The 13472-nt window shown below is 70.6% G+C and carries 14 protein-coding genes; 10 read left to right on the top strand and 4 right to left on the bottom strand.

Features of this window, described 5'->3' with window-relative positions:
• Positions 1-245 precede the first annotated feature (245 nt).
• On the bottom strand, positions 246-830 hold the full coding sequence (locus ACFY2X_RS17160; protein WP_389939111.1) for a TetR/AcrR family transcriptional regulator C-terminal domain-containing protein: 585 nt from the start codon (positions 828-830) through the stop codon (positions 246-248).
• A 208-nt stretch (positions 831-1038) separates the two neighbouring features.
• Here ACFY2X_RS17160 and ACFY2X_RS17155 point away from each other — a divergent pair, with 208 nt between their 5' ends.
• From ACFY2X_RS17155 to ACFY2X_RS17140, 4 genes are all read left to right on the top strand, one after another.
• A complete protein-coding gene (locus ACFY2X_RS17155; protein ID WP_389939109.1) occupies positions 1039-1437 on the top strand; it encodes a hypothetical protein in 399 nt (132 codons plus the stop codon).
• Between the two features lie 301 nt (positions 1438-1738).
• A complete protein-coding gene (locus tag ACFY2X_RS17150) occupies positions 1739-2395 on the top strand; it encodes an FMN-dependent NADH-azoreductase (RefSeq protein WP_389939107.1) in 657 nt (218 codons plus the stop codon).
• Positions 2392-2706, top strand: coding sequence for a DMT family transporter (locus tag ACFY2X_RS17145; protein ID WP_389939105.1), 315 nt, complete (start codon positions 2392-2394; stop codon positions 2704-2706). Before ACFY2X_RS17150 ends, ACFY2X_RS17145 begins: the two co-directional genes overlap by 4 nt.
• 112 nt (positions 2707-2818) lie before the next feature.
• Positions 2819-3337 carry a nuclear transport factor 2 family protein gene (locus ACFY2X_RS17140; RefSeq protein WP_389939103.1) on the top strand — a complete coding sequence of 173 codons (519 nt, stop codon included), beginning with the start codon at positions 2819-2821 and terminating at the stop codon, positions 3335-3337.
• A 228-nt stretch (positions 3338-3565) separates the two neighbouring features.
• Here ACFY2X_RS17140 and ACFY2X_RS17135 read toward each other — a convergent pair whose 3' ends face one another.
• The 3 genes from ACFY2X_RS17135 to ACFY2X_RS17125 all read right to left on the bottom strand — a co-directional run bounded on the left by ACFY2X_RS17135 (position 3566) and on the right by ACFY2X_RS17125 (position 6711).
• On the bottom strand, positions 3566-4969 hold the full coding sequence (locus ACFY2X_RS17135) for an RNA polymerase sigma factor (protein WP_389939101.1): 1404 nt from the start codon (positions 4967-4969) through the stop codon (positions 3566-3568).
• Between the two features lie 184 nt (positions 4970-5153).
• Positions 5154-5474, bottom strand: a complete 321-nt coding sequence (locus ACFY2X_RS17130) for a hypothetical protein (protein ID WP_389939099.1) — start codon at positions 5472-5474, stop codon at positions 5154-5156.
• Between the two features lie 61 nt (positions 5475-5535).
• Positions 5536-6711 carry an AMP-binding protein gene (locus ACFY2X_RS17125; RefSeq protein WP_389939222.1) on the bottom strand — a complete coding sequence of 392 codons (1176 nt, stop codon included), beginning with the start codon at positions 6709-6711 and terminating at the stop codon, positions 5536-5538.
• A 197-nt stretch (positions 6712-6908) separates the two neighbouring features.
• On the opposite strand from ACFY2X_RS17125, the gene menD reads away from it, so the two are divergent.
• The 6 genes from menD to ACFY2X_RS17095 all read left to right on the top strand — a co-directional run bounded on the left by menD (position 6909) and on the right by ACFY2X_RS17095 (position 13472).
• Positions 6909-8564 carry a 2-succinyl-5-enolpyruvyl-6-hydroxy-3-cyclohexene-1-carboxylic-acid synthase gene (menD, locus tag ACFY2X_RS17120; protein ID WP_389939097.1) on the top strand — a complete coding sequence of 552 codons (1656 nt, stop codon included), beginning with the start codon at positions 6909-6911 and terminating at the stop codon, positions 8562-8564.
• Positions 8565-8657: 93 nt separating this feature from the next.
• A complete protein-coding gene (locus tag ACFY2X_RS17115; RefSeq protein ID WP_389939095.1) occupies positions 8658-9293 on the top strand; it encodes a DedA family protein in 636 nt (211 codons plus the stop codon).
• A gap of 77 nt (positions 9294-9370) precedes the next feature.
• Positions 9371-9844, top strand: coding sequence for a general stress protein (locus ACFY2X_RS17110; RefSeq protein ID WP_389939093.1), 474 nt, complete (start codon positions 9371-9373; stop codon positions 9842-9844).
• Positions 9845-10049: 205 nt separating this feature from the next.
• The gene (dnaK, locus tag ACFY2X_RS17105) at positions 10050-11966 is read left to right on the top strand and encodes a molecular chaperone DnaK (protein ID WP_389939091.1); all 1917 of its coding nucleotides are present in this window, start codon (positions 10050-10052) and stop codon (positions 11964-11966) included.
• On the top strand, positions 11959-12516 hold the full coding sequence (locus ACFY2X_RS17100) for a nucleotide exchange factor GrpE (RefSeq protein ID WP_389939089.1): 558 nt from the start codon (positions 11959-11961) through the stop codon (positions 12514-12516). The genes dnaK and ACFY2X_RS17100 overlap by 8 nt, the downstream gene beginning before the upstream one ends.
• Positions 12516-13472 carry a DnaJ C-terminal domain-containing protein gene (locus ACFY2X_RS17095; protein WP_389939087.1) on the top strand — a complete coding sequence of 319 codons (957 nt, stop codon included), beginning with the start codon at positions 12516-12518 and terminating at the stop codon, positions 13470-13472. Before ACFY2X_RS17100 ends, ACFY2X_RS17095 begins: the two co-directional genes overlap by 1 nt.

Raw genomic sequence — 13472 nt, 5'->3', positions numbered from 1 at the left:
TGGTTGACGTATGGCCATGCGCGCCTCGAACGGTGAGGCCCGCACATCAAGCAGATCAAGTGTGCGATCTGATCGCACCCTGCGACATAGCCCGTTAGGACTGTTTGCGAACTCGGAGAGGGTGAGTCTTGCGGGCTCTTTCGGGGGTGTGACCTATAGCACAGCATGCCTCATCGACTCATAACAGGCCAAGCGCGACACGCCGCCCGTCCGGTAAACGATCGGTTACGACTTCCTGACGCGGTTCAGGTGGTGCCGAGGCCCGCCAGGAGCGCGCTCAGGCCGCGCTCGAAGTCGGCGTCGGCCGCCGCGCTGCCCCCGCCCTTGGACGGCGGCCGCCACGGTTCGTCGTCGCCCGCCGGTTCGGCCCAGCCCGACTGCTGCACCTCAACCGCCACCGCGCCGAAGACGTAGGCCCGCAACGTCCGCACGGCCTGGGCGGCGTCGGCGAGCCCGGCGTCGGCGAGCTGGTCGATCTGCTCCCGTATGGCGATCGCCGCGCGTCCTTTGGCGGGCTTGGTGAGCGCCAGGGCCAGCACCCCTGGGTGCTCCCTGAGCGCGGCCCGGCTCGCCCGGCACCATGCCCTCGCGCTGTCCTGCCAGGTCGCGCCCGGCTCGACATGGATGGTGGTGACGTGCTCGGCGAGCGCGTCCATGAGGGCTTCCTTGCCGCGGGGCAGGTGGTGGTAGATGGCCATCGCCTCGACCTGGAGCGCGTCGCCCAGCCGCCGCATCGTCAGCCGCCGCAGCCCCTGGCTGTCGGCGATGTGCAGGGCCGCCTCAAGGATGCGTTCTCTGGAGAGGGGGATGGGCGGTCGCTTGGCAGGCATGGGGGCATCCTGTCATCCCTGACCTTACTGCGTAAAGGCAGACGCGCCGGACGGGGCGACGCTGAGTGTGTGAGGTGGAGGCGGAGCGCGTAGGCTACGGGGATGCGGGCCGGCCCTTCCGGCCTTTCGGTTCGAAGGTGCGGGCCTGGGACGAGCGGGCCGGCCGTGATCTGCCGGAGACCCGGCGATGGGTGAGAAAGGGTAGACGATGGCGTTTTTCCGACCGAGCGTGAGCCGGGAGGCGGAGGTTCGTTACCACGCTGACCAGGAGGTCGGGAAGAGCTTCCCCGAGCTTCTGGAGAAGGCGCGTGCGGCGGAGGCCGTGCTGCGCCGGGCGCAGTCCGTCTCGACCTCTCCCGAGGAGCTCCGGGCCGCGGGCCTGGCCTTTGACAAGGCGCTGACCGAGGCCCTGCGCGCGGCCGAGGCCAACCAGCGGGCGACGTTCGGTGTCCGGGCCTACGACGACCGGATCCGCCGCCGCAAGGGCAAGGCCACCCCGAAGGGCGCCGAGTGGACCGCCGAGGTCGACCGTCTGCGCACCCTCCGCGAGCAGAACCGCCTGACCGGCATCGCCCGCGTCCCGCGCCCGGTCGTCGCCGCGTCCTGACGGTCGTCCGCGCCCGGCGCCCCGCCTGTCGCCGCGCGCCGGTGAGGAGCCGGTTTCCATGCCGGGCCGTCGCCGTGCGTAGGTGATCGCCGGGTCCCGCGCCCGGTCGTCGCCGCGCTCCTCGGGTCGCCGCTTTCCGCACCCACCACGAACTTCGTGGTGGGTGCTTTCTTTTTTCCGGGGGTTTTCCGGGAGCGCCCGGAGGCGGCGTACGCCCTCGGCCCAAATAAGTGGACATCGTGTCCGCCTGGTGTTACGGTGACTAAGTGGACAGATCGTCCGCTTTGAGGATTGGGGAGTCATGAGTCACCTGCTGCACCTGGACGCCAGTGCCCGCCGCGCGTCGTTTTCCCGCACCCTGTCGGACGTGTTCGCCCGGACGTGGCGCGAGGCCGACCCCGAGGGTGGATACACCTACCGGGATCTCGCGGCCGACCCGGTTCCGCACATCGACGAGGCGTGGACCGAGCTGTGCTACTACGTCCTGGCCCAGGAGATCACCGACATCGGCCGTTACCGGGAGGCGGTGCGGACCCCCGGGCAGGCCGCCGCCTGGGCGATCACGGAGCCTCTGATCGCCGAGCTGGAGGCCGCCGACATCGTGCTGATCGGCACGCCGATGTACAACTACTCGGTTCCCGCGACGTTGAAGGCCTGGATCGACCGGGTGACCTTCCCCAAGATGAACCTGAAGGGCCGGTCGTTCGTCGTCGCGGGCGCGCGAGGGGGAGCCTACGGCCCGGGCACCCCGAGAGAGTCCTTCGACCACGAGGAGCGCTACCTGCGCGACTTCTTCCTGGGGCATTTCGGCGTCGACGACGTCACGTTCGTCCACGCCGAGCTGACCAACTCGCTGATCGACCCGGCGCTGGCCGGCCGGCGGGACACGCACGAGAAGTCCTACGCCGCCGCCCTGGAACTCGCCGCGGAGCTTGCCGGAAAGCTGGCCGGGCGATGAGCTGGGTCCTGCTCGTTCTGGCCGGCCTGGTGGAGATCGCCTGGTCGCAGAGCATCAAGCCGACCGAGGGTTTCACCCGGCCGATTCCCACGGTGATCTGCTTCGCGCTGGCGGCCGTCGCGGTCTGGCTGCTGTCGAAGTCCATGCAGACCCTTCCCGTCGGCACGGCCTACGCCGTATTCACAGGCATCGGCGCCGTCGGCGCCATCGGGCTGGGGGTCGCGCTGCACGGCGACCCGATGAACGCCGGGCGGCTCGCGGCGCTCGCGCTCATCGTCGGGGGAATCGTGCTGGCCCGGGCGCTCGGCTGACCGGCCCTCCGAAGGAGGCTCCCGAGCGCTCACGACCAGGGGCGGACATACCCGCGTCTCCACGTCCGATTGTCGCCAGCCCCCGGCCCGCTCGAACGGGCACCATCGAGACATGATCACCGAGCAGACAACTGACGGAACGCCGTCCCCGGCCCCCGCCGCCGCGCCGTACCCGGACGGGCGGTCGCATGGGGACTCCCTGGCCGTGCTGGAGAGGTTCTTCGTCGAGGAGGCGGCCTACATCGCCGCCGGTGGCCTCGGCAAGGCCAGCTTCGACCGGCTCGCCGAGTGCCTGCACCCCGACGTCGTGATGTATCAGGCGCCCGGGTTGCCCTATGGGGGCACGTGGCGCGGGCCACAGGGCATAGAGGGCTTCCTGGCGGCGATGAGCGAGACATGGGAGTCTCTGGAATTCCTGGAACAGCAGTACGTGGTCGACGGCGACACCGTCGTGATCAGGAACCGGGGCCGCCTGCGTGCCCGGGGCACCGGCCGGAGCCTGGAGACCTGGGTCATGCAGCTGATGACCATCAAGGACGGGCTCATCACCGAGATCCACCCGTTCTACTGGGACACCGCCGCGGTCGCCGAGGTCCTGCGCCCGGCGGACTCCGGCGACGTCCCGGGCTGAGATCCGGCGCCGGGGCCGCGAGCGGCGTCGGAGGCCGTGCCGGACGGTCGCGGACACCGCCCGATGACGACTTGTGCCGGCTCACGGCGGCTCACGGTGGCTCATGACAGCTCATGACGACTTGTGCCGGCTCACGGCGGCTCATGACAGCTCGCGACGGCTTGTGACGGCGGAGCGGACATGCGAAGGCGCCGCCGCGGACGAGGGTCGCGGCGGCGCCCAGACCGGTCAGCTGGCCCAGTCGAGCAGCGGACGGGTGTTGCTGGGATGGCGCAGCTTGGACAGGGACTCCTTCTCAAGCTGGCGAATGCGCTCGCGGGTCAGGCCCAGGTGCTTGCCGATCTCGTCGAGGGTGTGGGGCTTGCCGTCGACGAGGCCGAAACGCAGGGCCATGATCTTGGCCTCCCTGGGGGAGAGGTTGCCGAGCACGCCACGCAGCTGCTCGCCCAGCAGCTGCCGGTCCACCACCTCCGAGGCCTCGGGCGAGTCGACGTCCTCGATGAGGTCACCGATGGTGGTCTCGCCGTCCTCGCCGATGGTGGCGTTGAGGCTGATCGGCTGACGGCTGGTGCGCAGCAGCTCCTCGATCTGGTCGGGAGTCTTGTCCAGCTCGACCGCCAGCTCCTCGGGCGTGGGTTCGCGGCCGAGTCGCTGGTGCATGTCGCGCTCGACGCGCGACAGCTTGGAGAGCATCTCCAGCACGTGAACGGGCAGGCGGATGGTCCGGGCGGAGTCGGCGAAGCCGCGCTGGATGGCCTGCCGGATCCACCACATGGCGTAGGTGGAGAACTTGTAACCCTTGGTGTAGTCGAACTTCTCCACCGCGCGGATCAGGCCGAGGTTGCCCTCCTGGACCACGTCGAGCAGGGCCATGCCGCGGTCGGTGTATTTCTTCGCGACCGAGACGACCAGGCGGAGGTTGGCCTCCAGCATGTGGTCCTTGGCGCGGCGGCCGTCCTCGGCCACCCACTCCAGGTCGTCACGCATGTCGGGGGACAGGCCCGGCTCGCCCTCCAGCTTGGACTCGGCGTACAGGCCGGCCTCGATCCGCTTGGCGAGCTCGACTTCCTGTGCGGCGGTCAGCAGCGTGCGGCGGCCGATCGACTTGAGATAGGTGTGCACCGAGTCACCCATGACCGAGGACTGGTCGTCCAGGTCCATGGTGGGCTCGCCCTCATCCTCCAGCTCGGCCTCGTTGGCCGCGGTCCACTCCTCGTCGTCCAGCTCCAGGTCGATGTCCTTGAGGTCCTTCAGGTCCTTGGGAGCGGGCTCGTCGGCCGCGGTCGCCGCCTGCTTCGCGGGGGCGGCCCCGGCGGTGGTCTTGGGCGTGGCCTTGGGCGTGGTGGCCTTGGGAGCGGCCTTGGCCTTGCGGGTGGCCGTCTTGCGAGTGGTCTTGGCCGCGGACTTCTTGGTGGCGGCCGCGAGCGTGGGCTCGTCCTCGGCTGCCAGGCTGACGCCCGCCTCGGTGAGATCCCGCAAGATCGACCTGCCCTCGGTGGGGCTGATCCCTGCCTCGGCGAAGGCGTGACGCAGCTCCGCGAGTGAAAGGTGGCCCTGGACTCGCCCTCGGTCGAGGAGCTGTTCGAGGGTCGTCGGGGCCTCAGATGAGGTCGCCACGGCGGTTTGGGGCATGAGGACACCTCCTCCATCACGGAGTCGTCTGGTTACAGGTTGTGGAGTGGGGCGGCGCGGGCCGCTCTGCGCACCCGTACCAATAACCCCATACAAGAACTTTCTGTTCCCGACTTGACGGGGAAAATATGATGGGTGGATCGCCGTGACCGCGACCCACCCGTCAAGGGCGCCTGGGCATGGCTTATTCGGTCACGTCCACCGGGCCCTCGATCATGGGCATGGGGTACGGTTCCGCTTTCTTCATGCGGTCCTTGGTCCAGTAGCCCACGATCTGCTTCGGGTTCGGATTGAGGTCCTCGGAGACCACGTTACTGTCCGGGGGCGGGGTCTTGTCCGGGGAGGCCGGTAAATTCTCGGAAGCTGATCGGCTCGTCTCCCGCAGGACCCCCGGCGCGGGGTCACCGCCCTTGCCGGCAGTGGCCGCCGCCGTGACGGATATGCCGCCGGCGAGGACCGCGCCGACGATCGCGGCGGAGACCCACGTTTCGCGGGTTACGTTCATCGAGCTCGTCCTTTCTGCTGCGGCTCTGTTGCGGCTACCTCTTTGACGTGGGAGAGCACCCTTATGGTTCCTGCTGGAGACCATAACGGAGGGTTTCGAGGTCTGGCTTGCCGTTGGGCAAAAGCGGTAATTCCGGTAGAACGACCAGCTCGGCGGGGGCGGCGTAGGCAGGGAGACGCTCCTTGACGAAGGCACGGAGCTCGGCCAGGGACGGGGGCGCCGAAGAGACGACGGCGGCGACCACCCGCTCGCCCCATTCGGGGTCGGGGCGGCCGACCACGGCGGCGTCGGTGATCGCGGGATGCTCGGCCACGACGGCGGTCACGGCCGCCGCGACGACTTTCTCACCGCCGGTGTTGATGACGTCGTCGGCCCGGCCCAGCACGCGCAGTCGTCCGCCGGTCAGGGAACCGAGGTCGGAGGTGAGGAACCAATCGCCGTCGCGGGCGGCGCGGGTGAGATCGGGACGGAGACGATAGCCGGAGAACAGCATGGAGCCGGCGACACGGATCCGGCCGTCGTCGCCGATTTTGAGATCTACATTGTCAAGGGGCTCGCCGTCGTAGACGCACCCGCCGCAGGTCTCGCTCATGCCGTACGTGGTGACCACCCGCGCACCGGCGGCCCGGGCCGCCGCGAGCAGGTCCGGGGGAGCGGCGGCGCCACCGAGCAGGATCGTCCGGAAAACCGAGAGGTCCGCCGGAAGCAGCCGGCGGAGCTGGGTCGGCACCAGGGAGACGTGATCGGCGCCGCTGGCGAGCACCGCCTCGGGAGAGAATCCGTCGTGAACGATCGGATCGGTCCCGCCCAGCAGTGCCCTGACGAGCACCTGCAGGCCGGAGATGTGGGAGGGCGGCAGGCAGCAGAGCCAGCGCTCGCCGGGCCGTACGTCCAGGCGGCGCAACGAGGCCGAGGCGGAGGCGCGCAGGGCGGCGGCGGAGAGCTGGACCCCCTTGGGGACTCCGGTCGTACCGCTGGTGGCGATGACCACGGCCACCTCCGGTGGCACACCCGCACCGTGCTCGTGCCGTACCCCGTTGACGTGCGTGGGGCGCAGCGCGTCGAGCGTGGCCCGCAGCGCCGGGGCCGGCAGCGCGGGGGAGAGGGGCAGCACGGCGGGGCCGCGGCCGTCGAGCGCCGCGCCCACGGCCTGGAACAGCTCGGGCCCGGGGGGAAGCGTGACGGCGTGCAGCTCCCGTTGGAGGGAAGGCGACTCCGTGTGCATGGGACCGGTCATCACAGTCGTAAGGTTAGTGCGGACAAGCCGGATAACGGCCGAGGGCGCCCCGGCGCAGCGGAAAGGACGAAACGATCGTGAGCACGGAGCGTGTCGGGTCGGGAACGGGTGAGCGGGTGACCGGCGAGGCACGTCCCGAGCCGGCGAGCGTCCAGGTGAGCGCGGTCGACAGCGCGACGAACTAAGGAGGCAGTGCGGTGAATCCCGCTACCGCGCTTGCGACCGTGCTGGTCGACGAGTTCGTGCGGTGCGGCCTTACCGACGTGGTGCTCGCGCCCGGTTCGCGTTCGACCCCGCTCGCCCTCGCCGCGCACGCCGACAGCCGGATCCGGCTGCACGTGCGCATCGACGAGCGCTCGGCCTCCTTCCTCGCGCTGGGCCTGGCCCGGCGCGCCGAGCGTCCGGTCGCCCTGATCTGCACCTCCGGCACCGCCGCGGCGAACTTTCACCCGGCGGTCATCGAGGCGCACGAGTCGGGGGTGCCGCTGCTGCTGCTCACCGCCGACCGGCCGCCCGAGCTGCGCGACACCGGCGCCAGCCAGACCGTCGACCAGATCAAGCTGTACGGCACGGCGGTCCGCTGGTTCAGCGAGGTCGGCGTGCCCGAAGACCGTCCCGGACAGGTCGCCTACTGGCGTTCGCTGGCCTGCCGCGCCTACCAGCGTTCGCTGGGCCCGTCCGACCCCGGCCCGGTCCACCTGAACCTGGCCTTCCGCGAGCCGCTGATCCCCGACGGCGACACCTCCTGGTGCGAGTCCCTGGAAGGCGACGCCAACGGGCCCTGGGTCCGCGCCCGGGTGGCGCCTCCCGCGGTGGCGCTGCACCTGCCGCCGACCCGGCGAGGCGTGCTGGTCGTCGGCGACGGCGCGTCCAACGTGCGCAGATACGTCGCGGCGGCGGGAATGGCCGGGTGGCCGGTCCTGTCGGAGCCGAACGGCGGCGCCCGTTACGGGGACCACGCGATGGCGGCCTACCACTTCCTGCTCGGCATCCCGGAGTTCGCCGACCGGCACCGGCCCGAGGTGGTGGTCACGCTGGGCCGCCCCAGCCTGTCCCGGCCGCTGCTGAACTGGCTGAAACACGCCGACGAGCACATCGTGGTCGCCCCCGACCTGACGCACTGGCCCGACCCGACCCGCTCGGCCACCCAGGTGGCCCAGGCGGTGGAGATCCCGGTCGCGGCGGGGACCGACACCTGGCTGCACTCCTGGCGCCGCGCCGACACGGCGGCCAGGATCGCGATCGACGAGGTGCTGGACGGCTCCGGGCTCAGCGAGCCGCGCCTGGCCCGCGACCTGGCGGACATGCTGCCCAACGGGTCCCTGCTGTTCTCCGGCTCCTCCATGCCGATCCGCGACCTGGACCAGGCGATGCGTCCCCGGCGGGGACTGCGGATCCTGGCCAACCGGGGTGCCGCCGGGATCGACGGGGTGGTGTCCACCGCGATGGGGGCGGCGCTGGCGCACAACGGCCCCGCCTACGCCCTGCTGGGTGATCTGACCTTCCTGCACGACCAGAACGGGCTGATCCTCGGCCCCCGCGAACCCCGCCCCGACCTGTGCCTGGTCGTGGTGAACAACGACGGGGGCGGGATCTTCTCGCTGCTGCCCCAGGCCGCGCTGCGCGACCCGTTCGAACGGGTTTTCGGCACCGCGCACGGGGTGGACCTGGCTCACGTGGCCGCCGCCACCGGCACCCCGTACTCCTTCGTGAGCGAGCCCGACCAGCTGCCCAAGGCCCTGCGCGGGGAGGGCCTGCGGATCGTCGAGGCCCGCACCGACAGGGAGCCCAACGCGGTGCTGCACGCCGTGATGCGGGACGCGGCCCACACCGCGATCCGCGAGGTCATGTGACGTCACGGCGGCCGGGCAGGCGGCACCCACGGCTTCCGGCACGGCCTGGTGTCAGGGCGGGGGTGACCTGGGCGACGCAATAAAGTGGCGGGCATGCATGTCGACGAGTGGCTTCAGACGATTCCGGCCGTGTGGGTCTGCGTTCTGGTCGGGCTGGTGATCGGGCTGGAGAGCCTGGGCATCCCGCTGCCGGGGGAGATCGTCCTGGTCAGCTCCTCGTTGCTGGCGGCGAAGGGCGTGGTCGATCCGCTCTGGGTCGGGGTCTGCGCCAGCGTCGGAGCCGTCGTGGGCGACTCGATCGGCTACGCCATCGGCCGCAAGGGCGGCAAGCCCATGTTCGACAGGCTGGGCCGCAGGTTCCCCAAGCACTTCGGCCCGGACCACATTGCCAAGGCCGAGCGTTACTTCGCGCGTTACGGCATGTGGACGGTGTTCTTCGGCCGGTTCGTCGCGCTGCTGCGCATCCTGGCCGGTCCGCTCGCGGGTGCGCTGCGCATGCCGTACTGGAGGTTCCTGGTCGCCAACGTGCTCGGCGGGATCGCCTGGGCGGGCGGGACCACCGCGGTCATCTACTACCTGGGCAGGGTCGCCGAGCAGTGGCTCAAGGGCTTCTCCTGGGTGGGGCTGGCGCTCGCGGTGCTGTGCGGCGTCACGACCACGCTGCTGGTCAAGCGCCGGGCGGCCAAGCTGGCCGCGGAGGAGGCTCCGGAGCCGCTCAACACGGCCTGACTACCAGACCTGGGGATGTGCGGCCGCCACGGCGCGGCCACGGTGGGGGTATGACTCACCCGTGGAGAGAAGGCGCCATGCGGCCTTACGACACCACCTTGACCGGCTATGAACCAGTGATCTCCTACGACACCTACGTGGAGGCGCAGCGGGCCGTGGACTACCTGTCGGACCAGAAGTTCCCGGTCGAGCACACGATGATCGTCGGAACGGACCTCCGGCTCGTCGAGAAGGTGCTGGGGCGGCTGACCTACCTGCGCGCGGCGGGAATGGGAGCGGCGTCGGGCGCCTGGATCGGCCTGCTGATCGGTCTGTTCCTCGCGATCTTCACGCCGGGGGCGTTCCCCTTCCTGCTGGTCCTGTGGGCCCTGATCTGGGGTGCGATAGCCGGAGCGCTCTTCGGGCTGATCGGCCACGCGATGACGGGAGGCAAGCGGGACTTCCTGTCCGCCAGCTCGATCGCCGCCCATCGCTACGAACTGCTGGCCACCGCCGACCGCGTCGCCGAGGCGCGCAGGCTGCTCGAGGCCGGCATACCCCAGCAGACATAGCGGGAGACCTCCACGCGACGAAGACACCCGGCCGTGATGCCCGGCCACTCGCCCGCCGTCGCCGCGCTTTCCCACCCTGAGCCTTCCGCCCCGCGGCTCGGCCACCCGGACGAGTGACCGGGAGGGCCAGAACTACCAGGTTTGAGGATGTGGAGGCGCCTCCGAAGGACAAGTGTCGGCGTTACAGCGGACACTGGAGGTCAGCATGGCTAAAGCAGTCGGGATCGACCTCGGCACCACCAACTCGGTGATAGCCACGATGGAAGGCGACAAGCCCACGGTGATCCCCAACGCCGAAGGGTCGCGGACGACGCCGTCGGTCGTCGCCTTCACCGAGGACGGCGAGCGCCTGGTGGGGCAGCTGGCCCGGCGGCAGGCGATCCTCAACCCGAAGGGGACGATCTATTCGGCCAAGCGCTTCATCGGACGCCGTTACGACGAGGTCACCACCGAGCAGCAGGCCGTGTCCTTCGACGTGGTGCCGGGCCCGGACGGGGCGGTCCGGTTCAAGGTGCGGGACAAGCTGTACGCGCCCGAGGAGATATCCGCGCTGGTCCTGCGCAAGCTCGTTGACGACGCCTCGAAGTTCCTCGGAGAGAAGATCACCGAGGCGGTCATCACCGTGCCCGCCTACTTCAACGACTCCCAGCGCCAGGCGACCAAGGACGCCGGGAAGATCGCGGGTCTGGAGGTGCTGCGGATCATCAACGAGCCGACCGCCGCCGCTCTGGCCTACGGCCTGGACCGCAAGGAGAACGAGACCGTGCTCGTCTTCGACCTGGGCGGTGGAACGTTCGACGTCAGCATCCTCACCGTCGGCGAGGGCGTCGTCGAGGTTCGGTCGACCGCGGGTGACGGTCATCTGGGCGGCGACGACTTCGACCGGCGCATCGTGGACTATCTCGCCGACGAGTTCCAGCGGGACACCGGCATCGACCTGCGCCAGGACCCCCAGGCCCTGCAGCGGTTGTTCGAGGCCGCGGAGAAGGCCAAGGTCGAGTTGTCCTCGGTCACCCAGACGCAGATCAGCCTGCCCTTCATCACGGCGGACGCCACCGGCCCCAAACATCTGAACACCACGCTGAGGCGGGCGACGTTCGAGGAGATCACGAACGATCTCCTGGAGCGGTGCAGGGGCCCGGTCGAGCAGGCCATGGCCGACGCGAGGCTCACCGCCAACGACATCGACGAGGTGATCCTGGTAGGCGGCTCGACCAGGATGCCCGCCGTGCAGAACCTGGTGCGCCGCATGACCGGCGGCAAGGAACCGAACATGACGGTCAACCCCGACGAGGTCGTGGCCCTGGGGGCCGCGATCCAGGCGGCCGTCATCAAGGGTGAGCTGAGGGACGTCGTCCTGCTCGACGTGACCCCTCTCTCGCTCGGCATCGAGACGCTCGGCGGGATCATGACCAAGGTCATCGAACGCAACACGACGATTCCGGCCCGCCGTACCGAGGTGTTCAGCACCGCCGAGGACAACCAGAACGCCGTCGACGTCGTGGTGCTCCAGGGCGAGCGCGAGCGCGCCGCCGACAACCGGGTCCTCGGCCGGTTCCGGCTGGAGAACATCAGGCCCGCGCCGCGTGGCGAGCCCCAGATCGAGGTGACCTACGACGTCGACGCGAACGGGATCCTGAACGTCTCCGCCCGGGACAAGGACACCGGCGCCGAGCAGCGCATCACCATCAGCGAGAGCTCGACCCTCGACCAGGGCGAGATCGAGCGGATGGTCCGGGAGGCCGAGCAGCACCAGGACGAGGACCGGCGGCTGCGGCAGATGGTCGACGCGCGAAACGCGCTCGACAGCATCGCCTACCAGGTGGAGCGCCGCCTGAACGAGCTGGGGCAGGCGGTTCCCGTCCACGAGAAGGCGCGGGCCGAGATGCTCGTGTCCGAGGCCCGCCAGGCGATCAAGCAGCAGGACATGTCGCTCGACCGGCTTCAGTCCCTGGCCAACGACCTGCAGCAGGTCTACCAGAGTCTCGGTGCCGCCGCCGGGGCGTTCGCCGGCGGGGCCGCGGCCGGCTCCCAGGGTGGGGCCGGTGGCGGCGGTGGAGGCGGAGGCGGTGGCGGTGGGACCGACGACGTCATCGACGCGGAGTTCACGACCGATGAGTGACCCATCCGAGCGGGAAGAGACCGCACAACCCCAGGCCGCACGATCACCGGCCGGGCAGGAGGAGGCTCCGGGCACGGCCCAGGACGCCTCCTCGGGCACGGCTCCGGACACCGCCGAGCTCCAGGCCCAGGTCGCCTACCTGGAGGATCGCTGGAAGCGCGCCCTGGCCGACCTCGACAACCTGCGCAAGAGAGTCAGCCGGGACGCGGATCGGGTGCGGCAGGAGGAGCGCGCGCGGGCGGCCGGTGTCTGGCTGCCCGTGCTGGACAACCTGGAACGCGCCCTGGAGCACGCCGAGACCGAACCCGCCCCCATCGTCGAGGGATTGCGGGTGATCCGGGACCAGGCCTTGGAGGTGCTCGCCCGCCTCGGCTACCCGCGTCGTGACGACACCGGGAAGGCGTTCGACCCGGCCAGGCACGAGGCGGTGGCCGTCCTCGCGCAGGAAGGCGCCCCCGACGGGACGATCCTGCGGGTGATACGACCGGCGTACGGGGACGGTGAGCAGCAGCTACGGCCCGCGCAGGTCGTGGTGTCCAAGGCGGAATGATGCCGCCGGCCCGCGACTTCTACGAGACCCTCGGGGTGCCCAGGGGCGCGAGCCAGGAGGAGATCCAGCGCGCCTACCGCAAGCTCGCCAGGGAGAACCACCCCGACGTCAACAAGGACCCGGCGGCAGAGGATCGCTTCAAGGACATCTCGGAGGCCTACAGCGTCCTGTCGGACCCCGCGACCCGGCGCCGCTACGACGCGTTCGGTCCCGGCTTCCGCCAGGTGCCCGAGGACATGGACCCGGAGACGTGGTCGCGGATGCGCGCCGGAGGCGGCCGGAGGGCGGCGCAGGGCGGCCGGGCCGGCCAGGGCGGCCCGGCGGGGTTCGGGCCGGGGGCCGAGTTCGGGGAGGGCGTCGACATCGACGACCTCCTGGAAGGACTGTTCGCGGGGAGAGGGGGCCGGGCGGGCCGCGGGTGGGGCCCGATTCCCGGAGCCGACCAGGAGGCCGAGATCCCGCTGACCGTCGAGGAGGCCTACCGGGGCGGCCGCCGCTCGATCAACGTGGGCGGCCGCAGGATCGAGGTCAACATCCCCGCCGGAGTGACCGACGGACAGCGCATCCGGCTGGCCGGGCAGGGAGGCCGGGGCAGCGACGGAGCCCCCGCCGGGGATCTCTACCTGATCGTCAGGATCGCGCCGCACTCCCGCTACCGGGTCGAGGGGCGCGACATCTACGTCAACCTTCCGGTCGCCCCGTGGGAGGCGGCGCTCGGCGGGACCGTCGCCGTCGACACCCCGGGCGGTGAGGCCAAGGTCAAGGTGCCCCCGGGCACATCCAGCGGCCGGCGGCTGCGGCTGCGCGGCCGGGGGCTGCCGAACCCGCGCGGCACTCCCGGCGACCTGTTCGCCGAGGTGCGAATCATGGTGCCGCCCCGGCTGACGGACGAGGAACGGCGGCTGTTCGAGCAGCTCGCGGCTGTCTCGACGTTCAACCCGAGGGGACAGCGATGA

This window comes from Streptosporangium sp. NPDC000396 (assembly GCF_042898655.1).
Taxonomy (GTDB): domain Bacteria; phylum Actinomycetota; class Actinomycetes; order Streptosporangiales; family Streptosporangiaceae; genus Streptosporangium.
This window is presented reverse-complemented; position numbering and strand designations above follow the sequence as displayed.

Coding starts and splice junctions, on each gene's coding strand:
- ACFY2X_RS17160 (WP_389939111.1), bottom strand. CDS start 830: ATGCCTGCCAAGCGACCGCCCATCCCCCTCTCCAGAGAACGCATCCTT.
- ACFY2X_RS17155 (WP_389939109.1), top strand. CDS start 1,039: ATGGCGTTTTTCCGACCGAGCGTGAGCCGGGAGGCGGAGGTTCGTTAC.
- ACFY2X_RS17150 (WP_389939107.1), top strand. CDS start 1,739: ATGAGTCACCTGCTGCACCTGGACGCCAGTGCCCGCCGCGCGTCGTTT.
- ACFY2X_RS17145 (WP_389939105.1), top strand. CDS start 2,392: ATGAGCTGGGTCCTGCTCGTTCTGGCCGGCCTGGTGGAGATCGCCTGG.
- ACFY2X_RS17140 (WP_389939103.1), top strand. CDS start 2,819: ATGATCACCGAGCAGACAACTGACGGAACGCCGTCCCCGGCCCCCGCC.
- ACFY2X_RS17135 (WP_389939101.1), bottom strand. CDS start 4,969: ATGCCCCAAACCGCCGTGGCGACCTCATCTGAGGCCCCGACGACCCTC.
- ACFY2X_RS17130 (WP_389939099.1), bottom strand. CDS start 5,474: ATGAACGTAACCCGCGAAACGTGGGTCTCCGCCGCGATCGTCGGCGCG.
- ACFY2X_RS17125 (WP_389939222.1), bottom strand. CDS start 6,711: ATGACCGGTCCCATGCACACGGAGTCGCCTTCCCTCCAACGGGAGCTG.
- ACFY2X_RS17115 (WP_389939095.1), top strand. CDS start 8,658: ATGCATGTCGACGAGTGGCTTCAGACGATTCCGGCCGTGTGGGTCTGC.
- ACFY2X_RS17110 (WP_389939093.1), top strand. CDS start 9,371: ATGCGGCCTTACGACACCACCTTGACCGGCTATGAACCAGTGATCTCC.
- dnaK (WP_389939091.1), top strand. CDS start 10,050: ATGGCTAAAGCAGTCGGGATCGACCTCGGCACCACCAACTCGGTGATA.
- ACFY2X_RS17100 (WP_389939089.1), top strand. CDS start 11,959: ATGAGTGACCCATCCGAGCGGGAAGAGACCGCACAACCCCAGGCCGCA.
- ACFY2X_RS17095 (WP_389939087.1), top strand. CDS start 12,516: ATGCCGCCGGCCCGCGACTTCTACGAGACCCTCGGGGTGCCCAGGGGC.